The 22,235-nt window shown below is 71.8% G+C and carries 25 protein-coding genes; 12 read left to right on the plus strand and 13 right to left on the minus strand.

Translation table 11 applies throughout. The features are described 5' to 3' along the window. Position 1 precedes the first annotated feature (1 nt). The 3 genes from QRY02_RS33150 to QRY02_RS33160 are packed head-to-tail and all read left to right on the plus strand — an operon-like array spanning position 2 to position 2,651. Positions 2-1,468, plus strand: a complete 1,467-nt coding sequence (locus tag QRY02_RS33150) for a hypothetical protein (protein ID WP_285986747.1) — start codon at positions 2-4, stop codon at positions 1,466-1,468. Positions 1,469-1,515: 47 nt separating this feature from the next. Then, a complete protein-coding gene (locus QRY02_RS33155) occupies positions 1,516-2,277 on the plus strand; it encodes a PhzF family phenazine biosynthesis protein (protein WP_285986748.1) in 762 nt (253 codons plus the stop codon). Then, complete coding sequence (locus tag QRY02_RS33160; protein ID WP_285986749.1) at positions 2,277-2,651, plus strand: YccF domain-containing protein; 375 nt, start codon at positions 2,277-2,279, stop codon at positions 2,649-2,651. Before QRY02_RS33155 ends, QRY02_RS33160 begins: the two co-directional genes overlap by 1 nt. On the opposite strand, the gene QRY02_RS33165 is transcribed toward QRY02_RS33160, so the two are convergent. Then, positions 2,648-3,448, minus strand: a complete 801-nt coding sequence (locus QRY02_RS33165; protein WP_285986750.1) for a metallophosphoesterase — start codon at positions 3,446-3,448, stop codon at positions 2,648-2,650. The genes QRY02_RS33160 and QRY02_RS33165 overlap by 4 nt on opposite strands. Before the next feature lie 37 nt (positions 3,449-3,485). Then, positions 3,486-4,280, minus strand: coding sequence for an HAD-IIA family hydrolase (locus QRY02_RS33170; protein WP_013230236.1), 795 nt, complete (start codon positions 4,278-4,280; stop codon positions 3,486-3,488). 190 nt (positions 4,281-4,470) lie between these two features. Here QRY02_RS33170 and QRY02_RS33175 point away from each other — a divergent pair, with 190 nt between their 5' ends. After that, a complete protein-coding gene (locus QRY02_RS33175; protein WP_285986751.1) occupies positions 4,471-6,249 on the plus strand; it encodes a multicopper oxidase family protein in 1,779 nt (592 codons plus the stop codon). Between the two features lie 10 nt (positions 6,250-6,259). On the opposite strand, the gene QRY02_RS33180 is transcribed toward QRY02_RS33175, so the two are convergent. Genes QRY02_RS33180 through QRY02_RS33200 form a run of 5 tightly spaced genes read right to left on the minus strand, consistent with a single transcriptional unit; the run spans position 6,260 to position 9,870 of the window. Beyond that, entirely contained in the window at positions 6,260-7,327 is a 1,068-nt protein-coding gene (locus QRY02_RS33180; RefSeq protein WP_285986752.1) for a sulfate/molybdate ABC transporter ATP-binding protein, read from the minus strand. Next, positions 7,324-8,091, minus strand: coding sequence for an ABC transporter permease (locus QRY02_RS33185; protein ID WP_285986753.1), 768 nt, complete (start codon positions 8,089-8,091; stop codon positions 7,324-7,326). The genes QRY02_RS33180 and QRY02_RS33185 overlap by 4 nt, the downstream gene beginning before the upstream one ends. A 58-nt stretch (positions 8,092-8,149) precedes the next feature. Continuing rightward, positions 8,150-8,956: a molybdate ABC transporter substrate-binding protein gene (modA, locus tag QRY02_RS33190; RefSeq protein ID WP_285986754.1), complete on the minus strand. Its 807-nt coding sequence runs from the start codon at positions 8,954-8,956 to the stop codon at positions 8,150-8,152. After that, on the minus strand, positions 8,953-9,357 hold the full coding sequence (locus QRY02_RS33195; RefSeq protein WP_285986755.1) for a TOBE domain-containing protein: 405 nt from the start codon (positions 9,355-9,357) through the stop codon (positions 8,953-8,955). Before QRY02_RS33195 ends, modA begins: the two co-directional genes overlap by 4 nt. Before the next feature lie 33 nt (positions 9,358-9,390). Then, positions 9,391-9,870 carry a MarR family winged helix-turn-helix transcriptional regulator gene (locus tag QRY02_RS33200; RefSeq protein ID WP_285986756.1) on the minus strand — a complete coding sequence of 160 codons (480 nt, stop codon included), beginning with the start codon at positions 9,868-9,870 and terminating at the stop codon, positions 9,391-9,393. A gap of 81 nt (positions 9,871-9,951) precedes the next feature. On the opposite strand from QRY02_RS33200, the gene moaA reads away from it, so the two are divergent. The 3 genes from moaA (at position 9,952) to QRY02_RS33215 (ending at position 12,912) form a co-directional block, all read left to right on the plus strand. Continuing rightward, on the plus strand, positions 9,952-11,016 hold the full coding sequence (moaA, locus tag QRY02_RS33205; RefSeq protein ID WP_285986757.1) for a GTP 3',8-cyclase MoaA: 1,065 nt from the start codon (positions 9,952-9,954) through the stop codon (positions 11,014-11,016). A gap of 10 nt (positions 11,017-11,026) precedes the next feature. Continuing rightward, positions 11,027-11,278, plus strand: coding sequence for a MoaD/ThiS family protein (locus QRY02_RS33210; RefSeq protein ID WP_285986758.1), 252 nt, complete (start codon positions 11,027-11,029; stop codon positions 11,276-11,278). A gap of 986 nt (positions 11,279-12,264) precedes the next feature. Next, the gene (locus tag QRY02_RS33215) at positions 12,265-12,912 is read left to right on the plus strand and encodes a transglycosylase family protein (protein ID WP_285986759.1); all 648 of its coding nucleotides are present in this window, start codon (positions 12,265-12,267) and stop codon (positions 12,910-12,912) included. Positions 12,913-13,044: 132 nt separating this feature from the next. Here the strand turns inward: QRY02_RS33215 and QRY02_RS33220 are convergent, their stop codons facing one another. Continuing rightward, the gene (locus tag QRY02_RS33220) at positions 13,045-13,500 is read right to left on the minus strand and encodes a MarR family winged helix-turn-helix transcriptional regulator (protein WP_285986760.1); all 456 of its coding nucleotides are present in this window, start codon (positions 13,498-13,500) and stop codon (positions 13,045-13,047) included. A gap of 53 nt (positions 13,501-13,553) precedes the next feature. On the opposite strand from QRY02_RS33220, the gene QRY02_RS33225 reads away from it, so the two are divergent. Continuing rightward, entirely contained in the window at positions 13,554-14,003 is a 450-nt protein-coding gene (locus tag QRY02_RS33225) for a nitroreductase family deazaflavin-dependent oxidoreductase (RefSeq protein WP_285986761.1), read from the plus strand. Here the strand turns inward: QRY02_RS33225 and QRY02_RS33230 are convergent. Then, complete coding sequence (locus QRY02_RS33230) at positions 13,990-14,973, minus strand: molybdenum cofactor biosynthesis protein MoaE (RefSeq protein WP_285986762.1); 984 nt, start codon at positions 14,971-14,973, stop codon at positions 13,990-13,992. The genes QRY02_RS33225 and QRY02_RS33230 overlap by 14 nt on opposite strands. Further along, positions 14,970-15,440: a cyclic pyranopterin monophosphate synthase MoaC gene (gene moaC / locus QRY02_RS33235; RefSeq protein ID WP_013230248.1), complete on the minus strand. Its 471-nt coding sequence runs from the start codon at positions 15,438-15,440 to the stop codon at positions 14,970-14,972. Before moaC ends, QRY02_RS33230 begins: the two co-directional genes overlap by 4 nt. An 83-nt stretch (positions 15,441-15,523) precedes the next feature. Here moaC and QRY02_RS33240 point away from each other — a divergent pair, with 83 nt between their 5' ends. Both QRY02_RS33240 and QRY02_RS33245 read left to right on the plus strand, forming a co-directional pair. Continuing rightward, entirely contained in the window at positions 15,524-15,787 is a 264-nt protein-coding gene (locus QRY02_RS33240; protein ID WP_285993981.1) for a type II toxin-antitoxin system Phd/YefM family antitoxin, read from the plus strand. Beyond that, positions 15,775-16,185 (plus strand): PIN domain-containing protein, encoded by a 411-nt coding sequence (locus tag QRY02_RS33245; protein WP_285986763.1) that lies wholly within the window; start codon positions 15,775-15,777, stop codon positions 16,183-16,185. The genes QRY02_RS33240 and QRY02_RS33245 overlap by 13 nt, the downstream gene beginning before the upstream one ends. A 3-nt stretch (positions 16,186-16,188) precedes the next feature. Here the strand turns inward: QRY02_RS33245 and QRY02_RS33250 are convergent, their stop codons facing one another. Then, positions 16,189-17,577, minus strand: a complete 1,389-nt coding sequence (locus tag QRY02_RS33250; protein WP_285986764.1) for an NAD-dependent malic enzyme — start codon at positions 17,575-17,577, stop codon at positions 16,189-16,191. A 104-nt stretch (positions 17,578-17,681) separates the two neighbouring features. Beyond that, the gene (locus QRY02_RS33255) at positions 17,682-17,861 is read right to left on the minus strand and encodes a hypothetical protein (RefSeq protein WP_013230250.1); all 180 of its coding nucleotides are present in this window, start codon (positions 17,859-17,861) and stop codon (positions 17,682-17,684) included. Between the two features lie 89 nt (positions 17,862-17,950). Here QRY02_RS33255 and QRY02_RS33260 point away from each other — a divergent pair, with 89 nt between their 5' ends. Then, a complete protein-coding gene (locus QRY02_RS33260; RefSeq protein WP_285986765.1) occupies positions 17,951-20,188 on the plus strand; it encodes a helicase-associated domain-containing protein in 2,238 nt (745 codons plus the stop codon). 56 nt (positions 20,189-20,244) lie between these two features. Further along, a complete protein-coding gene (locus tag QRY02_RS33265; RefSeq protein WP_285986766.1) occupies positions 20,245-20,817 on the plus strand; it encodes a hypothetical protein in 573 nt (190 codons plus the stop codon). Here QRY02_RS33265 and QRY02_RS48745 read toward each other — a convergent pair. Continuing rightward, positions 20,814-22,232, minus strand: a complete 1,419-nt coding sequence (locus QRY02_RS48745; RefSeq protein ID WP_353068010.1) for a DUF742 domain-containing protein — start codon at positions 22,230-22,232, stop codon at positions 20,814-20,816. The genes QRY02_RS33265 and QRY02_RS48745 overlap by 4 nt on opposite strands. Positions 22,233-22,235: the final 3 nt, after the last annotated feature.

Here is a 22,235-nt window from a genome sequence, read left to right on the forward strand (position 1 = left end):
CATGGCGCACGAGCACCCGGAACATCGCCAGTACGAAGGTGATTTCTACGCCCAAACGCAGCAGAAGCTGCAACAGAACGTGCACCACTTCGGTGCCGAGGATCGGGATGACGCCCGCACCGGGGTCACGCCGCAAACGCAGAACCAGGCCGCGCAGTACTCCGTCGAGCAAGGCAAGGTACTGCTGCACAACCAGGCCACTCGCGGTGACGCGCCCGCGCCTGGGCAGAACTACGCGGCCAGCAGCCATGAAGACCTCTACAACATGGTTCACGAAAATATGAACCCCGGCGATCTCGACGACCGTGGCCGGGTCGCCAACAAGCTCGGCAACTGGCTCGCCGACGTCTCCAACGCGGCGAACGACGCCGTCAACTCGAGCGAGATCCAGTGGCAAGGCTCCGGAGCCGCCCAGGCGCACGGCTTCTTCCAAAGCACCGCCGCCTACACCGGGGACACCGCGAACGCCGCCCAGCTCAGCTCCAACCGGTACTCGCAGCAGGCGGCCGCTGCCGACTACGCGCAGAAGAACATGCCCGAACCCACCGGGTTCAACCAGCAGGCCGAAATCACCAAGGCCACCGTGCAATACCAGTCGGGGGACGTCGTCGGCGCGACGCAGACCATGAACGACGTTGCCGCCAAGCAGCAGCAGGCCGATGCCGCTCATCAGCAGGCCGTTCAGGTTCTCCAGAACCTCGACTCCACCTACCACGAAACCGCCAGCACCCAGCCCACCTACACCCCGCCGCCGCAGCTGGGGCAAGGTGACTCCACCTCCACCAGTGGCTTCCACGGCACCAGCAGCGCCGGCTTCAGCGGTACCCCCTCCGTCGGTGGCACCGGACCGGGCACCGCCCCCGGTGGCACCAGCGGCAGCTTCACCTCAGGAGGCCCGGGAGGACCCGGCGGAATCGGCGGCCCCAGCGGAACCGGGGTCGGACCGGCAGGCCCGGGCGGCACCACCTACATCCCCCCGGGCACCAGCAGCGGCACCGGCACCTTCAGCGGCAACTCCAACTTCCGCGCCGCCCCCGCCGCCGGCGGCTTCGGGCGCGTCACGCCCGACGGGCTCGCCATGCCCGGGACCACCTCCGGCGGCACCTCCGGAGGCGGCGGCGGGGACGTCACCCGCGGCAAAGGCATCGGCTCCGGACGCGCCGGGACCGGGTTCGCCGGGTCGCGAGTGTCGGGTAGCTCAGGAATCAAGGAAACGCCCGGCGAAGGCAGCAAGACCGGGAGCAAACCCGGCGAACGGCTCGAGCGCGGAGCGACCGCGGCCGCCGCGGCCAAGGGCGGCAAAGGCGGCGCCGGGGCCGCCGGCGCTGCTGGGGCCGGGAAAAAGAAGGAAGACGACAAAGAGCACAAGAACAAGTACGCCGTCGACGAAGAGGTCTTCGACCTCAAGCCCGAACGCGGTCCGGACGGGGAAAAGATCGTGAAGCCGACCATCGGGGAAACCACCTAAGGGACAGACCCGAGGGAAGCCGGAAAAACCCCGGCTACATTGGGAACATGCGCTTCTTCATCGTCGACGCCTTCACCGATCGCGCCTTCGCCGGGAACTCCGCCGGGGTCGTCCTGCTGGACGAGCCCGCCGACCCGGCCTGGATGCAGGCCGTCGCCGCTGAGATGAAGCACGCCGAGACCGCCTTCGTCGTCACCGGCACCGCAGGCCCCAAGTCGCTCAGGTGGTTCACCCCCGCCGTCGAGGTCGCCCTCTGCGGGCACGCCACCCTCGCCGTCACGCACGTCCTCGGCGGGGAACAGACCTACACCACCAAAAGCGGCGAACTGCGGGCCAGCGCCGAAAACGGCTGGGTCGAGATGGACTTCCCCTCCGATCCGCCGCACCCCACCGGCGACGACCTGTCCGGAATCCTTCCCGGCGTCGACATCGAGTACACCGGACGCGGCGTCGAGAACCTCTTCGCCGTCGTAGCGGACGCCAAGACCGTCCGCGCCCTCGAGCCGGACCTCGAGCAGCTCAAGCACACCTGGACCGGGCGCCTGCTGGTCACCGCGAGAGACACCGCGGGGGACAACGACTACGTGAGCCGCTTCTTCGCCCCCGGCGTCGGCATCGACGAAGACCCCGTCACCGGCTCCGCGCACTGCATCCTGTCGCCCTACTGGTCCGGACGACTCGGCAACACCGAACTGACCGGCGAACAGGCGTCCCGGCGCGGCGGCATCGTCCGGACCCGCCAGGACGGCGACCGCGTCCACCTCGCCGGCCAGGCCGTCACCGTCCTCAGCGGGGAGCTGCACGTCTGATGCGCACCCTGCTGAACATCATCTGGCTCGTCCTGTGCGGCTTCTGGATGGCCGTGGGCTACCTGGTCGCCGGCGTCATCTGCTGCGTCCTGATCGTCACCATCCCGTTCGGGCTGGCGTCGTTCCGCATCGCGCGTTACGCGTTCTGGCCGTTCGGGCGCACCGTCGTCGACCGGCGGGACGCGGGCGCCGCGTCGTGCGTCGGCAACGTCGTTTGGGTCGTCTTCGCCGGGTGGTGGCTGGCGCTCGGGCACGTCTTCACCGGCATCGCGCTCTGCATCACCATCGTCGGGATCCCGCTCGGCATCGCGAACTTCAAGCTGATCCCGGTGTCGCTGGTGCCGCTCGGCAAGGAGATCGTCGAGATCGCCTAGGACTCCGGCTCGTACGGCAACTTGACGACCAGGCACGGCCCGCCGACGAACAGGCCGCCGTCGACGCCCAGTGCCTTGCCGCCCGCGTACAGGAACGGGCCCTCGATCTGCGTCGGGTGGATGCCCAGCTGGTCGGCGATGACGCTGTGGCCGTGCACGATCCGCGAGCCGCCGAGGGCGTCCATCAGCTTCTGCGCGTTTTCCTCGCCGTCCGGGCCGCGGAAGGCGTAGCGCGTCGTCATCCGGCGCCAGACGTCCCACCACGCCTCGATGTCACTGCCCTCGAGGATGTCGCGAGCCGCCTCGTTGATCTCGTCGAGCGACGAGCCCCAGTCGAGGTACTCCAGCGTGTCCGAGTGCAGCAGCAGGTGGTCGGCGGCGAGCGCGGCCAGCGGGCGCGCGGTCAGCCACTCGATGTGCTCCGGGGTCAGCCGGTCCTGGTCCGACAGCAGGCCGCCGTTGATCTCCCAGCTGCGGGCGAAGCTGCGCGGGCCGAAGTCGGACGGCACCGGCTCGTCGCCGAAGTGGTACATCCCCAGCGCGAGGATCTCGTGGTTGCCCAGCAGCGTCTGGACCTGGCCGCCGGCCTCGGCCGCCTGCTCTTCGAGCCGCATGACCAGGTCGATCGCCCCGACGCCGTCCGGGCCGCGGTCGACGAAGTCGCCGAGGAACCACAGCTGGTCCTCGCCGCCGGACCAGTTGTCCTCCTCGTCGACCAGGCCTTCGGATCTCAGCGCGTCGGCGAGTTCGTCACGGTGGCCGTGGACGTCGCCGACCACGTACGTCGACTTGCTCATCCGCTGACGATATGCCCTGCGGCCGTCCGGCTCGCGCTCAGCCTTCGCCGAACGGGTCCCCGGTTCGCCCGATCAGGTCGGCGATCGAGTCGATCACCATGGTGGGCCGGTACGGATAGCGTTCGGCCGACTCCGGGGTGGATATGCCGGTGAGCACCAGGATGGTCTGCAGCCCGGCTTCGATGCCCGAATGCACGTCGGTGTCCATCCGGTCGCCGATCATCAGCGTCGACTCCGAGTGCGCGCCGAGCCGGCGCAGTGCCGAGCGCATCATCAGCGGGTTCGGCTTGCCGACGTAGTACGGCGAGCGCCCGGTGGCCTTCTCGATCAGCGCCGCGACCGATCCGGTGGCCGGCATCGAGCCCTCCACGCTCGGGCCGGTCGCGTCGGGGTTCGTCGCGATGAACTTCGCGCCGCCCTCGATCAGCCGGATCGCGCGCGTGATGGCGCTGAAGCTGTACGTGCGGGTCTCGCCCAGCACGACGTAGTCCGGGTCGCGCTCGGTCAGCACGTAGCCGACCTCGTGCAGCGCCGTCGTGAGGCCCGCTTCGCCGATGACGTACGCCGAGCCGTTCGGCCGCTGCGACGAGAGGAACTTCGCGGTCGCCAGCGCCGAGGTCCAGATCGACTCCTCGGGGATGTCGAGCCCGGTGCGCTCCAGCCGCGCCCGCAGGTCGCGCGGGGTGTAGATCGAGTTGTTCGTCAGCACCAGGAAGTCGATGCCGTTCGCCTTCAGCTCGGCGAGGAATTCATCGGCCCCCGGGACGAGGTGCTCCTCCTTCACCAGGACGCCGTCCATGTCGGAGAGGTACGTCCACCGGCGTTCGTTCATGGTCCGGAACCTATCACGCGCGCGAGACACCTGCGGTGCACGCGGAAAAGGGCTACCATTGAAATTGCCGGTATCGCGAGGGGAGTCGCGTACCCGGTCACCGAGGGGGTTCGGGGGAATACTTTTCGACGTCGACGGCGTGCGCGCCGCCGCGCAATTCTTCCTGCCCCCGCACCGAAGGGGGAGAACCATGACCGAAATCATCGAGCGCCCGGCGACGACCGGGCCGATCACCGCGCCGAACTGGGGACTCACCAAGTTCCTGGACCCGCTGCGCATTCCACCCGTGCTCCGGCCACACAACCGGGAAATGATCACGATTCCGATGATCACGAAGCGGCAGCGGCTGCACTCGGAATTGCCCGAAAGTACGCTGTGGACGTACGCGGGGCATTTCCCGGGGCCGACGATCGAAGTGCGCAGCGGCAAGCAGCTACGGATTTCGTGGTCGAACGAAATCGACGGCGAGTTCCCGCTCGTTGCCGTACAGGGGCCGCTCGCCGACGCGCCGACGAGCCGCCCCGGCCGCGAACTGGACAAGACGGACTACTCGATCGTCGACGGCGTCGCGGACCTGCCGGCGTGGACGGTCGTCCACCTCCACGGCGCGCGCACCAACGCGGGCAACGACGGCTGGGCGCACAACGCCGGCCTCGAGGGCACGTCCCAGCTGGCCGAGTACCCGAACCGCCAGCCGGCGATGCCGCTCTGGTACCACGACCACGCCATGGCGATCACGCGCTTCAACGTCCACACCGGCCTGGCCGGGATGTACCTGATCCGCGACGACGAGGAGGACGCGCTCGGCCTGCCGCACGGCGACCACGAGATCCCGCTGATCATCACCGACCGGAACCTGGACCTCGACCCGGCGACCGGCGCGCTCACCGGGCAGCTGCTCTTCAAGTTCCCGTTCATCCCGCCGGCCGGCCCGGCGATCCCGTTCTCGGGCCCGTTCAACCTGGTCAACGGGGTGATCTGGCCGCACCTGGACGTCGACGCGCGGTGGTACCGCTTCCGGCTGCTCAACGCGGCCAACTCGCGGTTCTACACGCTGAACCTGGTCGACGAGAACAACGTCCCGGTCAACGACGCCGTCCGGCTGATCGGCACCGACGGCGGCCTGCTGCCCGCGCCGGCGCCGCTGCCCGCCGGCGGACTGACCGTCGCCCCGGCCGAGCGCTTCGACGTCCTCATCGACTTCAGCCGCTTCAAGGGGCAGAAGCTCAAGCTGCGCAACGCCGACCCGCGGCTGGGCATCGTCGAGCCGGACCTGATGGAGTTCCGGGTGGACGGCCGGCCCAAGCACGACCCGTTCACGCTGCCGGAGAAGATCTCGACGTCGTACGTCCGGTTGCAGCACGGCACGACGCTGCCGGAGGACCACGACCACGTCTGGATCGCGCTGCTGCTCAACCAGGCGGGCCACCCGGAACTGTGGGACCTCGAGCAGGTCGAGGCCGACCCGGGCGGCGAGGGGATCATCCAGGTCCAGGACCCGAACGGCGGCCTGAAGACGTTCCGGATGGTCGGGCGGATCTTCGACGACACGACCGGGATCTTCATCGACCACGACCGGTGGGCGGTGTGGAACATCCTGCACGTGGCGAACGGCGGCCCCGCGCACCCGATCCACATCCACCTGACGGAGTTCCAGGCGCTGTTCCGGCGGCGCTTCACGACGACGTTCGACCAGGCCGCGGAGCGGACGACGGCGCCGATCGACGGGTTCACCGACGTCCCGCTGGAGGAGTACGAGGAGGGCTGGAAGGACACGATCATCGTGAACCCCGGCCAGTGGGTGAGCGTCGCCGGGCAGTTCGGCGGCGGCACCGGCGAGTTCATGTACCACTGCCACATCCTCGACCACGAGGACGAGGGCATGATGCGGCCGTTCGTCGTGCACCCGCCCGAGGTGGCGAAGTTCCACGTCCACCCGGGCGGCGGCCACCACCACGACGCCGCCTGACCGGCGTCGGCTAGGAGGCCGCGGCCGGGTGGATCGCCACGGTCGCGGCCTTCACCGAAAGCGTCACCGCCGAGCCGGGCTCCAGCGCGAGCTCGGCCACGGCGGCCGGGGTGAGGTCGGCGGTCAGGCCGTGCGCCCAGCCGTCGCCCCCGGCCCGGACGCGGATCACCGGCCCGTGCGGCTCCAGGGCCGTGACGACCGCGCCGGTCGTGTTGCGCGGGCTGCCGCGGTGCTCGCCATCGCGGGTGTAGACGGCGACGGCGTTCGGCGGGAACACCGCCACCGCGGGCTCCCCCGGCACCACGTCGGCCGCCGGGAGCCCGCTGACGACCTCGCCCGACGCCGTCCGCAGCCCTTCGGCGACCGCGGTGCCGGCGACGAGGTTGAGCCCGGCGATCCGCGCGGTGAACGCCGTCCGCGGCGCGGAAAGGACCTCGCGGGTCGGGCCGCGTTCGACGATCCGGCCGTCGTTCATCACCGCGACGTGGTCGGCGAGCGCGAGTGCGTCCAGCGGATCGTGCGTGACGAGCACCGTCGTCGGTCCCGTCTTGAGGACCCGCCGAAGCAGGCCGCGGATCGCCGGCGCGGCATCGACGTCGAGGGCGGCGAAGGGCTCGTCGAGCAGCAGGAGATCCGGTTCGGCGGCCAGCGCCCTGGCGATCGCGACGCGCTGGGCCTGGCCGCCCGACAGCTGCCCGGGCCGCCGGTCGGCCAGCGGAACGGCGTCGACCTCGGCCAGCCAGAAGAACGCGCGCTCCCGGGCGGCGCGGCGGCCGGCGCCGGTCGAGCGCGGCGAGAACGCCACGTTGTCCACTGCGGACAGGTGCGGGAAGAGCAGGGCGTCCTGCGAGAGCAGCCCGATCCCGCGGCGGTGCGGCGGGACGCCGGCCAGCGCGCGGCCGGCCACCGTGATCTCCGCCGAGGCCGGCGTGATCAGCCCGGCGAGACAGGCCAGGACCGTCGACTTGCCGGAGCCGTTCGGCCCGAGCAGCGCCAGCACGTGCCCGGCGGGCACGTCGAGGCCGACGTCCAGGTCGAACGAGCCGCGCACGGCCTCGATCCGGGCGGTCAGGCTCACCGCAGGCCGCCTTCCCACGAGCGCGGCCGCGCGACGGCGATGACCAGGACCGCCACGACGATCAGCAGCAGCGAGAGCGCGACGGCGCTGTCGATGTCCACTTGGGCCTGGGTGTAGACCTCCAGCGGCAGCGTGCGGGTGACGTCCTCGAGGCTGCCGGCGAAGGTGATCGTGGCGCCGAACTCGCCGAGCGCGCGGGCGAAGCTGAGGACGACGCCGGAGCCGAGCGCGGGCAGCAGCAGCGGCAGCGTGACCCGGCGGAACACCGTCCACGGGCGCGCGCCCAGCGTCGCGGCGACCTGCTCGTAGCGGTCGCCGGAGCCGCGCAGCGCGCCTTCGAGGCTGACGACCAGGAACGGCATCGCGACGAACGTCTGCGCGATGACCACGGCGGTCGTGGTGAACGGCACGGACTCCCCGGTCAGCGTGGTGATCAGCATGCCGAGGAAGCCCTTGCGGCCGAGCAGGTAGAGCAGGGCGAGACCGCCCACGACCGGCGGGAGGACCAGGGGCAGCAGCACGATCGAGCGCAGCAGCCGGACCCCGCGGAAGCGGGCCCGTGCGAGCACGACGGCCAGCGGCACCCCGAGCAGCACGCAGGCCAGCGTCGACAGCGCCGCCGTGAGCAGCGAAAGCCGCAGCGCGTGCCACGACGACGGCGTGCCGATCAGCGACGGCAGCCGCGTCAGGTCCGAGCGCACCAGCAGCCCGACGACCGGCAGGACGACGAGGGCCAGCGCGGCCGTCGCCGGGATCCCCAGCACCCACGGGACGCGCGAGTGGCCGGCCGGGACGTCGCCCCGCCGGCCACCCGCGGAACGCCTACTGCGCAGGACCGAACCCGGCCTTCGTCAGCTCGTTCTTGCCCTGGGTGCCGAGCACGAACTCCTCGAACTGGTGCGCCAGGTCGGCCTGGCCGCCCTTGACCGCGGCGATCGGGTAGCTGTTGACCGCCTGGGCCGCCTCGGGCAGGTCGACCTTGGCGACCTTGCCCGTGGCCGAGGTCGTGTCGGTGACGTAGACCAGGCCGGCGTCGGCGTCACCGGAGGCGACCTTGTTCAGCACCTGCTTGACGTCCTGCTCTTCGCTCTTCGGCTTGAGCGTGACGCCGGTCGCCGTCTCGATCTTCTTCGCCGCCGCACCGCACGGCACCTGCGGCGCGCAGGTGATCACGGTGAGGCCGGCCTTGTTCAGGTCGGCGAAGGACTTGATGCCCTTGGGATTGCCGGGCGCGACGGCGATGGCGAGCTTGTTGGTCGCGAAGACCGCCGGCTGGCCGTCGATCACGCCGTCCTGGACGGCCTTGTCCATGTTGGCCTGGTCGGCCGAGGCGAAGACGTCGGCCTTGGCGCCGTTGGTCAGCTGCTGGGCCAGGCCGGACGAGCCCGCGAAGCTGAACTTCACGGTGACGCCGGCGTGCTGGGCTTCGAACGCCTTGCCGAGCGCGGTGAACGACTCGGTGAGCGACGCGGCGGCGAACACGGTCAGCGTGCCGCCACCGGCCTTCGCGGCCCCCTTGGGCGCGGGCGCGGTGACCGACGCGCCGGGCTGCGTGCTGGGCTCGTCCGAGCTGCTGCACGCACCCGCGAACAGGGCGACCGCCGCCACGGCGAGAGCGAGCTTCTTCATTTACTTCCTTCCGGCGTTTCCACCAAAACGGTGGTGGCTTTGACCACAGCGACCGCGAGCACCCCCGGGCGCAGGCCCAGCTCGCGGACGGCTTCCGTACTCATCAGGGACACCACGCGGTGCGCCCCGCACTGCAGTTCCACCTGGGCCATCACCTTGTCGGTGATGACCTCGGTGACCAGCCCCACGAACCTATTGCGGGCGGACCGGCCGACCGCGGACGGGTCGTCGGGCGCGGTGGCCTGTGCCCGGGCGAAGCCGGCGAGCTGGGCGCCGTCGACGACCTTGCGGCCGGCGGCGTCGTCGGTCGCGGTCAGCTGCCCCGCGCGCACCCACCTCCGGACGGTGTCGTCGCTGACGCCGAGCAGGCGCGCGGCCTCGGACAACCGAAATTGCGGCATGCCGCAGACATTATCTCCGCAGTTGAGGAAAAGCTACGCGAGGCGCGCGTTGCCCATCACTTCGGCGCGCAGCTCCTCGAGCATGACGTTCTGATAACGCTCGATCACTTTTCGCTCCGCCGGGGAGAACTGGGCGAGCAGCTCGCGAAGGGCGTCGAAGGCCGACTCGAAGAGCGGCAGGAAGCGTTCGGCCGCCCCCGGCACCACCTCGACGAGGACCTTGCGCCGGTCCTCGGGATCACGCACGCGGCGGACCAGCCCGACCTTCTCGAGCCGGTCGATGACGCCGGTGACCGCGCCGGTGGACAGGCCGGTCAGCCCGGCGATCCGGCCGGCCGTCAGCGGCCCGCCGGCCTGGATGACCAGGTCGAAGGTCTTGTGGTCGGTACCGGACAGGCCCATCCGCTCGGCGATCCGCGCGTGCCGCAGGACGGTGAAGGTGCTGCCCTGGCGGCCCAATTCCGCGAAGCGGAAGAGTTCCTCTTCGGTGACCGGGTAAGTCTTTTCCGTCACGGGCCCTCGTTTAGTTCGTCCACTGAACCACTCACTGCGCAAAGTATCTCAACGGGGCGATGCGGGGCTACTCTGTGCGTAATGACAGCAGTGGATCTCGGGTTTCCTCGCGTCCCCGGTACACGAGGATCTTCTCGCGCGCCCCGGCCCGAGAACCCCCATCTCATCGACACCTTCGGCCGGGTGGCCACCGATCTGCGGGTTTCCCTGACCGATCGGTGCAACCTGCGCTGCACGTACTGCATGCCCGCGGAGGGCCTCGACTGGATGCCGGGCGAGCAGGTGCTGACCGACGACGAGCTGCTCCGGCTGATGCGGATCGCCGTCGAGATGCTCGGCGTCACCGACATCCGGCTCACCGGCGGCGAACCGCTGCTGCGGCCGGGTCTCGAGGACCTCGTCGCGCGGATCACGGCGTTGTCGCCCCGGCCGCGGTTGTCCATGACCACGAACGGGATCGGGCTGGCCCGGCGGGCCGCGGGCCTCGCCGAGGCCGGGCTGAACCGGATCAACGTCTCGCTCGACACCGTCGACCCCGAGCTGTTCAAGACGATCACCCGGCGCGACCGGCTCTCCCACGTGGTCGCGGGCCTCGCCGCGGCGCGGGATGCCGGGATGTCGCCGGTGAAGGTCAACGCCGTGCTGATCCGCGGGCTCAACGAGACCGAAGCCGTGCCGCTGCTCAGGTTCTGCCTCGACGAGGGCTACCACCTGCGGTTCATCGAGCAGATGCCGCTGGACGCCCAGCACGGCTGGAACCGCGGCGAGATGATCACCGCGGCCGAGATCCTCGAGATGCTGGGCACCGCGTTCACCTTGACGCCGTTCCCCGCCGAGCGCGGTGGCGCGCCGGCCGAGCGCTGGCTGGTCGACGGCGGGCCCGGCGACGTCGGCGTGATCGCGTCGGTGACCCGGCCGTTCTGCTCGGCCTGCGAGCGGACGCGGCTGACCGCCGACGGCGCGGTGCGCTCCTGCCTGTTCAGCAACGACGAGACGGATCTGCGGTCCCTCGTGCGCGCGGGCGCGAGCGACGAGGAGGTCGCGGACGCCTGGCGCGCCACGATGTGGGGCAAGCTCGCCGGGCACGAGATCAACGACGCCGGGTTCGCGCAGCCGATCCGGCCGATGAGCGCGATCGGCGGTTGAGGTGGCGACGGTGACCATCGCGGTCCGGTACTTCGCGGCGGCGCGGGCCGCGGCGGGCGTGGAAGAGGAGAAGGTGCAGCTGCCGGCCGGGGCGTCGGTCGCCGACGCGGTGGCCGAGCTGGCCCGCCTGCACCCGGCCGGCCTGCCGCGACTGCTGGAGGCGGTCAGCTACCTGCTGGACGGCATCGCGGTCCGCGACCTGACCCGCCCGCTGCGCGACGGCGCGGAGCTGGACGTCCTCCCTCCCTTCGCCGGCGGCTGACCACCCGCCCGATTCGCGTGACTGAAGGGTCAACACGCGTGATTGAGGAGTCGACTCGCGTGATTGAGGGGTCGACACGGGCGCAAGCAGGCCCGCGCAGCGTGTCGACCCTCTGATCACGCGTGTCGGCCTCCTGATCACGCGTGTCGACCCGTCAAGCACGGAAGCCTGGGCCGTGGCGGCACGGAGTTGCTCCGTCCGGACCAGCGGGTGCGAGTTCGCCTTCCCTGTAAATCGGCGACCGCTCGGGTACGGGGGCCGACCGCTCGCCGACCGGCGGTGCGGCCCCCGGCGTGGCGCGTCACCGATTCCGGGTGTTCGGGAGAAGCTGATCGCGACCGGTCACCACGCCTTCCGGTGACCTGTTTCACCTGGTCCGTCGCCCTGCGTCGGCGTGGGTGCCCGGGTGGGACGGTCCACGTCGCTCCGACCGGGTCGGGAAACCCCACGAACAGGTGGGGCTGTTGTGACTCTTGGGGCAAGTGGTGCAGGATTGTCAAGTCTGGCGCCGTACCCCCGGGGCTCTTAAGATGCGCGCTTCAATCGCGATCCCGAGGGCGCGAATGGCCCATTCGCGCCGCGAAACACGTGATGCAAGCCTCACGATCCGTGTTTTATCTCGGGTAGGAAACGGCCAGGTAACGGCCCGCTGACCAGCACAAACAGGCATATCGACAGGGGTTGCGTGCCGTTACTGTGACGTAGGTCACGCCCTGAATAATTTCCGATCACGGCCATCGTTACGTACCGTCGCTTTTCGGTTGGCCCCGACCAACCAGCACGACCGGGAATCCGTAGCGCCTAGCCCTGTCCGACGGATCCCCGGACCCATACCCCGAGCGAAAGCATTTCCGGACAGGGACGAGGGGACGACGAAGACGCGCCGTGCGTCGGACTCGCCTGCCGGCCTGGGATGGCCGGCGCCAGGACCCCGATCCTGACCCTCACATCGGTTCGTAGGCGCTGGGAAACCGAGAAGCATCCAAATGTCTTACCGAGGCAAGCACCGCAAGATGTCCGCTGCCACCCGCACCGTCGCTCGCGTCGCCATCGCGGGCATTGCGGTCGGCGCTCCCCTCGCGATCGCTGCGACCCCCGCGTCGGCGACCAACTGGGACGCCATCGCGCAGTGCGAAAGCAGTGGCAACTGGAACACCAACACCGGCAACGGCTACTACGGCGGCCTGCAGTTCTCGCAGAGCACCTGGAAGGCCTACGGCGGCACCGGCAGCGCGGCGAACGCGTCCCGCGATGAGCAGATCGCCGTGGCCGAGCGCGTCCTGCAGGGTCAGGGCATCGGCGCGTGGCCGGTCTGCGGCAAGAAGGGCGGCAGCGGTTCGGCGGCCCCCAAGGCCAGCGGCAACACCACCAAGAAGGTGACCCCGAAGAAGAGCACGACCGCGCCCGCCCCCAAGAAGGCGACGCCGGCGGCTCCGGCGGCGGCCCCCGTGGCGACCGGCGTGAGCAGCTCCAACCCGGCCGGTGACTACACCGTCGTGGCGGGCGACACCCTGTCCAAGATCGCCGGCAAGTTCAACGTCCAGGGCGGCTACAAGAAGCTGCAGGACCTGAACGCGAAGTACATCCCGAACGCGGACCTGATCCTCGTCGGGCAGAAGATCGCCACCAAGTGACGATCTCGCAGTGATGCGTGAGTCCGGCCTCGAGCCGTGACCTGACAGGGCTCCCACCGCCGATCCCCCGGGCGGTGGGAGCCCTTCACGCGTTTCGGGCTGCCGAGCGCGCACAGACCCGGTCCGGCGCCGTCAGCGCGTACGAATGCGCTCCGCCGCCGCCAGCTGCATCCGCTCGCCCTTCCGCAGTACCTCGATGAGCAGCTCCAGCTGCTCCGGCGTGTACTCCGCCAACAGCGCCCGGCCCGCCCGCTCGATCGGGCCGTAGACCTCCTCCAGCAGCTCCGCCGCCTTCGGCGTCAGCTCCACCACTGCCCGGCGGCGGTCGTCCGCGTCCGTCCGGCGGGTCAGGTGGCCCGCGTTCGCCAGGCGCTGGATCGCGGTCGTCGTCGCGGCCGGGCTCAGGTTCGCCTCCGTGGCCAGCTGCCCCGCCGTCAACGTTCCCGCCGCCGCCACCAGGCCGATGATGCGCAGGTCCGTGCGGTTCACCCCGAACGCCGCCGCGGCGGCCTCGTCCACCACGTCGTTCGCCGCGCCGAACGCCGCTGCCGCGTGGGTTGCCTCGGTGACCAGTGATTGCTTCGACACTCGAAAGAGTCTACCTTGGCCGGTAAGTATTTCGATCGTCGAAAGGATTGGCCGTGCCGACCACCCGTCAGGGCCTGCCCCGCTGGCTCCGCCCCGCCAACCGCCTGGTTCGCCTCCTGACGCGCCTGGGACTGCGGCTGGGCACCGTGCACGTCCTGACCGTCCCGGGCCGCCGCTCGGGCGCGCCACGGCCCACTCCGGTCTCCCCGCTCACCGTCGACGGTGAGCGGTACGTCGTCGCCGGCCTGCCGGACGGCGACTGGGCGCGCAACGTCCGCGCCGCCGGCCGGGGCGAGCTCGCCCACGGACGCCGGCGGCAGGCCGTGACGCTGACCGAGGTCGCCGACGCCGAAGTGCGCGAGCGGGTCATGCGCGCCTTCCCGCGCGAGGTGCCGCACGGCGTGCCCATGTTCGTCCGGCTGGGCCTGGTCACCGGCTCCGACCCGGACGAGTTCGCCGCCGCCGCTCAGCGGGTCGCGGCGTTCCGGATCACGGCGAGTTGACCCACTCGTCCGTGCCGTCGGTGAAGTGCTGGTGCTTCCAGACCGGCAGCCGCGCCTTGACCTCGTCGACGAGCTCCGAGCACGCCGCGAACGCCTGCCCGCGGTGTTCGGCCGCCACGGCGCACGCCAGGGCGACGTCGCCGATCGTCAGCGCCCCCAGCCGGTGGCTCACGGCGACCGCGCGGACGCCGGCCCAGCGCGCCGACAGATCCGCGACGACGTCCGCGATCACCTGGTCCGCGCTCGGGTGGCCCTCGTACGTCAGGTCGCGGACGCCCTTGCCGCCGTCGTGGTCGCGGACCACCCCCGCGAAGGTCACCACCGCGCCCGCCGCGTCGTCCTCGACCAGGCGGGCGTGCTCCTCGACCGACAGCGGTTCCTCGGTCACCAGCGCCCGCGCGACCCGCACCTCGGGCTTTTCGGGGGTCCGGGTGGCGAAGCCCCCGGCTCGGAGCGAAGCTCCGGTTGTCACCGCGGGCGCCGCGGCGGCGGGACGCGGGTGGTCGCCACCGGCCAGCTGGTCGACGGCGTGCTCCAGGATGCCGTCCAGGACGCCAAGGCCGTCCTTGACGCCGCCGCTGGAGCCGGGGAGGTTCACGACCAGGGTGCGCCCCGCCACGCCCGCCACCCCGCGCGACAGCACCGCCGTGGGCACCTTCGGCAGGCCGGCGGCGCGGATCGCGTCCGCGACGCCCGGCAGTTCGTGGTCCAGCAGGGCGCGGGTGACGTCCGGGGTGCGGTCGGTCGGCGAGATGCCGGTACCGCCCGTGGTGAGGACCACGGCGACGCCGTCGGCCAGCGCGGCCCGCAACGCGCCGCCGACCGGGTCGCCGTCCTCGACGACGACCGGCGCCGGCACGTCGTAGCCGCGGTCGGCGAGCCAGGCGGCGATCACCGGGCCGGTCTTGTCCTCGTAGACGCCCTTCGCGGCGCGGTTGGACGCCACGATCACACGCGCGCTGCGCTTCACGGCCGCTCCCAGGTTCCGGTCTTGCCGCCGTCCTTGCGGAGCAGGCGGACCTCGTCCAGCGTCGCCGCCGGGTCGACGGCCTTGATCATGTCGTGCAGCGTCAGCCCGGCGACGGCCACCGCGGTCAGCGCTTCCATCTCGACCCCGGTGACGTCGGTGGTCTTCGCCGTCGCGCGGATGCCGACCTCGGCCTCGCCGAGGGTGAACTCGACCTTGACCCCGGACAGCGCGATCTGGTGGCACAGCGGGATCAGCTCGGGCACCCGCTTGGCGCCCATGATCCCGGCGATGCGCGCGGTGGCGAGGGCGTCGCCCTTGGGGAGGCCGTCGGTGGCCAGCAACCGGAGCACCTCGGCGGTGGTCCGCACGGTCCCGGCGGCGAGCGCGGTGCGCGCGGTGGCGGTCTTGCCGGAGACGTCGACCATCCGGGCGGCACCGGTCGCGTCGACGTGGCTGAGTTCACTCACAAGGGCGAGGCTACTTCCGCCGTGAGCGGACGACGCCGCGGCCGGGGGTTCAGAATTCCGGAATCTGATAATCTGATCCCGTGATGGAACTGTCCGCGTCAGAAGCGTCCCGGTCGTTCTCGGCGGTACTCGATGAAGCCGAGCGGGGCGAAACGATCGTCGTCACCCGCAACGGCAGGCGGGTGGCGCTCATCGTGCCCGCGCCGCGCGCGAACGGGGCCGAGGTGTGCGCGGTGTTCCACCGCTGGGCCGGAAAGCTCGACGTCGACGACCGGTTCGAGGAAAACGTGGCGAAGGTCCGCGAGACGGCGGCCGCGGAGCTGGACGGCGACCCGTGGCTCGACTGATCCTCGACTCCGGGATCCTCATCGACGCCGCGCGGCAGCGGCTGCCCGCGGGAGCGATCGGCGAGGAGGACGACGTCGCGGTGCCGGCCTTGGCGATCACCGAGTACCAGGTGGGCCTGCGGCTCGACCCGAACCCGGCCCGCCGGGCGGCGCACAGCGCGTTCCTGGCCGAGTTCCTGGCCGTCACACCGGTGGTCGACTACACGGCGAGTGTCGTCGAGCACCACGCCGAACTGCTGGCCCACCTCCAGCGGACGGGGCAGGTCCGCGGCGCGCACGACCTGATCATCGCGGCCACCGCCCGGGCCACCGGCCGCACGCTGGTGACCACGGACGGCCGGGCCCGGTTCGAGGAGCTTCCGGAGGTCGAGGTGAGGCTGCTGGAGCGGATCGGCTGAGGCTCAGCGCTCCGCGAGCACAGCCTTCCGGACGGCCTCGGCGACTGCGGGCGCGACAGCGCTGTCGAACACGCTCGGCACGATGAACGACGCGTTCAGCTTCCCGTTGTCCACCACGTCCGCGATCGCGTCGGCCGCCGCCAGGAGCATCGAGTCGTCGATGTTGTGGGCGTTCGCGTCCAGCAACCCCCGGAACACGCCCGGGAACGCCAGGACGTTGTTGATCTGGTTCGGGTAGTCGCTGCGGCCCGTCGCCACCACCGCCGCGTGCTTCTGGGCCTCCATCGGGTCGACTTCCGGGTCCGGGTTGGCCAGGGCGAAGACCACCGCGTCCTTGTTCATCGTCGCCACCTGCTCGGCGCCGAACAGGTTGGGCGCCGACACCCCGATGAACACGTCCGCGCCGTTGAGCGCCTCGTGCAGGGTGCCGCTGACCTGCTGCTTGTTCGTGTGCGACGCGATCCACGCCAGGTTGTCGTCGAGGTTGCCGCGCGCCGGGTGCACGATGCCGTCGATGTCCGCCGCGACGATGTCGCCCGGGTTCTTCTGCAGCAGCAGGCGGATGATCGCCGAGCCCGCCGCGCCGACGCCGCTGACCACGATCTTGCAGTCTTCGATGCTCTTGCCCACCACGCGCAGGGCGTTGCGCAGCGCCGCGACGACCACGATCGCCGTGCCGTGCTGGTCGTCGTGGAACACCGGGATGTCGAGCTGCTCGCGCAGGCGCTTCTCGATCTCGAAGCAGCGCGGTGCGGCGATGTCCTCGAGGTTGATGCCCGCGTACACCGGGGCCAGCGCCTTCGCGATCAGGATGATCTCTTCGGTGTCCTGGGTGTCCAGGCAGACCGGCCACGCGTCGACGTCGGCGAACTTCTTGAACAGCGCCGCCTTGCCCTCCATCACCGGCAGCGCGGCGGCGGGGCCGATGTTGCCGAGCCCGAGCACCGCGGAACCGTCGGTGAGCACCGCGACGGTGTTGCGCTTGATGGTCAGCCGGCGCGCGTCCTCGGGGTTGGCGGCGATCGCCTGGCAGACGCGGGCCACACCCGGGGTGTAGGCGCGGGAGAGGTCGTCACGGTTGCGGAGCGCGACCTTGGGGGTGACCTCGATCTTGCCGCCGAGGTGGATCAGGAACGTCCGGTCGGAGACCTTGCGGACCTTGACGCCGGGCAGCGAGTCGAGCGTCTGGGTGATGTCGTTCGCGTGGTTCTCCGACAGCGCGTTGGCGCTGATGTCGACCACGATCGAGTCGGAGTGGGACTCGACGACGTCGAACGCGGTCAGCACACCACCGACACGGCCGACGGCGGCGGTCAGGTCACCGGCCGCGGTGACCGAGGCCGGGGCCTCCACCCGGACGGTGATCGAATATCCGGGACCGGGAACCGGCATGGCACTACCCCCGTGTGGGAAAGGTGGGCTGGGACGGGAGGAAACCTACTCCCGTGACCGCCCTCACGAGGGGCCGATACCGGTACTGACCAGTAACTATGCGATCAGCGGTTGATCTCGGTCTCCGGGTGCACGTAAGGCACCGTGTCGAGGGGGAAGGTGACATCGCCGAACGGCGAGAGCGCGCCCTGGCGGTCGGCCGCGAGCTCGGTGACGGGGTGCTCGCCGTCCTCGCCCGGCCAGGTCGGGTCGATGCCCTTGTGCTTCTTCTCACCCTTGGCCACAACGTCCTCCACAGCCGTTCACGGTCGTACGCAGACAGTCTGCCTCAGCCCGCGCGGCCCGGCGCAACCGCCCGGTACCCTGGTCCTCTATGCCCGCGACCTCTCTGGCGGACTGGCTGCGTGCGGAGTCCGACGACGCACTCGCAGAGCTGCTCCGCACGCGGCGCGACCTGTCCACGCCCCCGCCCTCCGACAGCACGGTGCTGGCCACCCGCGCCGGCACGCCGGGCTCGGTCGCGCGCGCCTGCGAGGACCTCGACACCTTCACCCTGGCCGTGCTCGAAGCGTGCCTGCTCGCCGGGGCGGACCGCGACCCGGTGCCGGTCGAAGACGTCGCGAAGCTGATCGGCGACGACGTGGCCGCGCCACTGGCCCGGCTCCGCGCGCGGGCGCTGGTCTGGGGCCCGGACGACGCCCTGCGCGTGCCGCCCGCGGCCCGGGAAGCCCTCGGACCGTTCCCGGCCGGGCTGGGCTCGTCCTCGCCTGCGCTGGCCGGGGAGGACCTCGGCGCACGGCTCGCCGAGCTGTCCGACGACGAACGCGGCGTGCTGACCGCCCTCGCCGCGGGCCCGCCGATCGGCCGCACCCGCGATGCCGGGCTGGACCTCCCGCTCGAGAAGGCCGGGACGCCGGTGCAGAAGCTGCTCGCCCGCGGCCTGCTGCTGCGGCGTGACGACCAGACCGTCGAGCTGCCGCGCGAGCTCGGCATCGCGGTGCGCGGCGGGGCGTTCGCGCCCGGCACCCTCACCGAGCCCGAACTGCCGGTCCACCCGCATCAACCGTCCATTTTGGACGAGGCGGCGGCCGGTGAGGCGATGGAGTTCCTGCGCCACACCGAAGCCCTGCTGCGCGCGTGGTCGGCGGCCCCGCCGCCGGTGCTCAAGTCGGGCGGCCTCGGTGTCCGGGAGCTGAAGAAGCTCGCCAAGGACCTGGAGATCGACGACACCCAGGCCATCCTGCTGGCCGAACTGGCCGTGGGCGCCGGGCTCGTCGCCGACAGCGAGGCGAGCGTGCCCGAGTGGGTGCCGACGACGCTGACCGACTCGTGGCTCGCGTCGCCGACCGCGCAGCGGTGGATGACGCTCGCCCAGGCGTGGCTGGAGCTGCCGCGCCTGCCGGGGCTGGCCGGCGGGCGCGACGCCAAGGACAAGCCGATCCCGCCGCTGTCGGAGGACCTCCGCCGCCCGCTGGCCCCGGTCGCCCGGCGGCGGATCCTCACCGCACTGGCCGACCTGCCGCGCGGGGCGGGCGTGAAGAGCGTCGACGAGCTCGTCGCGGTGCTGGCCTGGCGAGCCCCTCGGCGGGGCGGGCGGCTGCGGGACGAAACCGTCCGCTGGACGATGGCCGAAGCGAGCGCGCTGGGCATCGTCGGGCTCGGCGGCGTCACGACGGCGACGCGGGCGCTGCTGGCCGACGACCGGCCGGGCGCGGTCGAGGCGATCCTGGACGCGCTGCCCGCGCCGGTGGACCGCGTGCTGCTGCAGGCCGACCTGACCGTCGTCGCGCCGGGGCCGCTGGAGCCGGAGCTGGCGGCCGAAATCTCGGCTGCCGCCGACGTCGAGTCGGCGGGGCACGCGACGGTCTACCGGATCACCGAGGGCTCGGTGCGGCGCGCGCTGGACACCGGCCGCACGGCCGACGAGCTGCACGCGCTGTTCAAGTCGAAGTCGGCGACGCCGGTGCCGCAGGGGCTGAGCTACCTGATCGACGACGTCGCCCGGCGGCACGGACGGCTGCGCGGCGGCGTCGCGGCGTCGTTCCTGCGGTGCGACGACGAAGCGCTGCTGGCCGAGGTGCTGGCCCACCCGGTCGCGGCGGAGCACGCACTGCGGCTCATCGCGCCGACGGTCGTGATCAGCCCGGACCCGCTGCACGAGGTCCTCGCGGCACTGCGCGGCGCCGGGTTCGCCCCGGCGGCGGAGGGTCCGGACGGCCGGGTGGTCGACATCCGGCCCGGCGGCCGCCGGCTGCCGGCGAAGGCGCGGGCGGCGCGCCGCAGCCCGGGTGAGCAGGCGGTACTGACGGAGGACCAGGCGGCCCGGATCGTCTCCAACCTCCGCGCCGGCGACGCGGCTTCGGCCCGCCGCCGCGGCTCCGCCGTGCGGGCGCCGGTCGGCGGCGGCGCGGACACGTCGGCGACGCTGGAACTGCTGTCCCGCGCGACGCTGGAGCGCCGCGAGGTGTGGATCGGGTTCGTGGACTCCCGGGGGACGGCGAGCCAGCGCGTCGTCCGGCCCGTGCGCGTCGGCGGCGGGGTGCTCGAAGGCGACAACAACGAGCGCTACTCCCTGCACCGCATCACGTCCGCCGCGCTCGTGGAGGACTGACGCCGGATCCGGTGAATCCCCGCCGGGCTGCTTCGGGCCGGTGGTAAGCGTGGTGCATGAAGCGGGGAACACGCGTGACCGCGCTGGCCGCGGCAACGGTGCTGGGCGGAGCCGGAACCGCGGCGGCGGCCGCGCCGCCCGGCCACTCCGAGTACACCGTCACCGGCACCACGCACATCGCGAAGCCGGACGCAGACCTCGATCTCGGGCCGGGGAAGCTCGCCTTGGACATCGGGCGGGGCAGCTTCGCCGGCACGATCACGCTGCCGCCGGTCGAGGTCACCCGGTCGGTGCCGGGCGTGGGCCGGGTCGGCGGAACCGTCACGTTCGGCCCCGGCCACGCCGAGGGCTCGGTGTCCGGCGGCTTCTCCGGCTCGGCGACCTGGCCGGTGACGCTCTCCGACGTCCGCGTCAACGGGGTGCCGTACGACGTCGGCGCGGAGTGCGGCACGGCCGAGCCGGTGACGACCGAGTGGACCTCGGACGATTTCGCCGTGGGCAAGGGCGGCCGGCTCGAATCGACCTACGCGATCGGCGCCTTCGAGAACTGCGGCTCGGCGACGCCGCTGATCAACGGGTTCGTGCCGGGTGACGGCAACACCCTGACCCTCGACCTCACCCCGGCTTAGAGGGCGCGCAGGCCGGCCAGGACGCGTTCCATGAACTCGCGGGACGACCGGTCGCCGAGGATCAGCTCGGTCTGGTGGATCAGCACCAGGCCGATGTCGGCCATGTCGCCGACCAGCACCTTCACCACGCCCAGGGGCAGCCGCAGGTGCGCGGCGATCTCCGCCACGGACCGGGTGTCCAGGCACAGGTCGCAGATCCGGCGGTGCTCGACCGAGCGGACCCCGCGGTAGCGGCGCCCGTCGTCGGACGTCGAGACCAGCGCCTCCAGCGCCAGGTTGTGGTCGGACCGCGTGCGGCCGCCGGTGCGGGTGTACGGGCGGACCCGCGACCCCGACGACGCGACAGGCACCGGGCTGGCCACCCGGGCCGGCTCGTTCCAGGCCGGGTCCTCCCACGGTTCCGGGTGCGGGATCCAGCGGGTCTCGGGGTCCGGCGGGGGCGTCCAGTCGGCGGGGGGCGGCGGGCTCCACGCGGGCGGGGGCGCCGCCTGCCGCGACACGGGTGCGGGTGGGGTCGCCGGGTACGCGGGCCTCGACACCGGGGCGGGCGGCCGCGGCGCGGGTGGGCGGGCTGCGGGCGGCCGCGGGGCGGGCGGGTGGTGGACCGGCGGCCGCGGCGGAGCAGGCGGACGCGCACCCCGCGGCGGGGTCCACGCCGGCTCCAGCGGCGGAGGTTCCGGCTCGAACCTGTCCCCGTCCTGCCACTCAGGTTCGACGGGGTCGTAGCCGTCCTCGGCCACCACCGGCGAGTGCGTGCTCTGGTAGCCCAGGGGTTCCGGCGGGGCGTAGTCGTCGCCGAACTCAGGTGAGCGGCGGCCCTGGTGGCCACCGAAGGCCGGGCGGGCGGGCTCGTCGCCGAACTCCGGCGAGCGCGAGCCCTGGTGGCCCGCGGATTCCGGACGGGCGTAGTCGTCGCGCCCGAACTCCGGCGAGCGCGAGCCCTGGTAGCCGCCGAACGCCGGGCGGGCGGGCTCGTCGCCGAACTCCGGCGAGTGCTCGCTGCGGTACCCCGCGGACTCACCGCGGTCGTGACCGCCGGCGGTGTACTCCGCCGAGCGCCGGCCGGGGAGGGCCCGGGGTTCCGGGCGGGCGTGTTCGTCGGCGGCGTACTCCCGCGAAGTCGAGCGCCTGGCCCGGCGGCCCGTCGGCTCGTCGCGGTCGTCGTCAGCGCCCGCGAAGTCCGGCGAGGAAGCCTCGTAATCGTCGTCGTCGGCCGATGAGCCCCACTCGCGGGTGTCCTCGTCGGTGTAGCCCTGCGGGTCCGGCTGGGGGCGGGACGGCTTGCGCTTGGGCATGATCATCGACAGCGTCGACATGTCGAACTTGCTGGGCGAATCGAAACCCTCGCGCTCGGTGCCGCGGTGCAGTGCGTCCCAGCCGCTGGAGTCCGGATCGTCGAATCCCGAAATCCTCATCTC

The organism is Amycolatopsis sp. DG1A-15b (assembly GCF_030285645.1).
In the GTDB taxonomy this organism is placed as follows: Bacteria; Actinomycetota; Actinomycetes; order Mycobacteriales; family Pseudonocardiaceae; genus Amycolatopsis.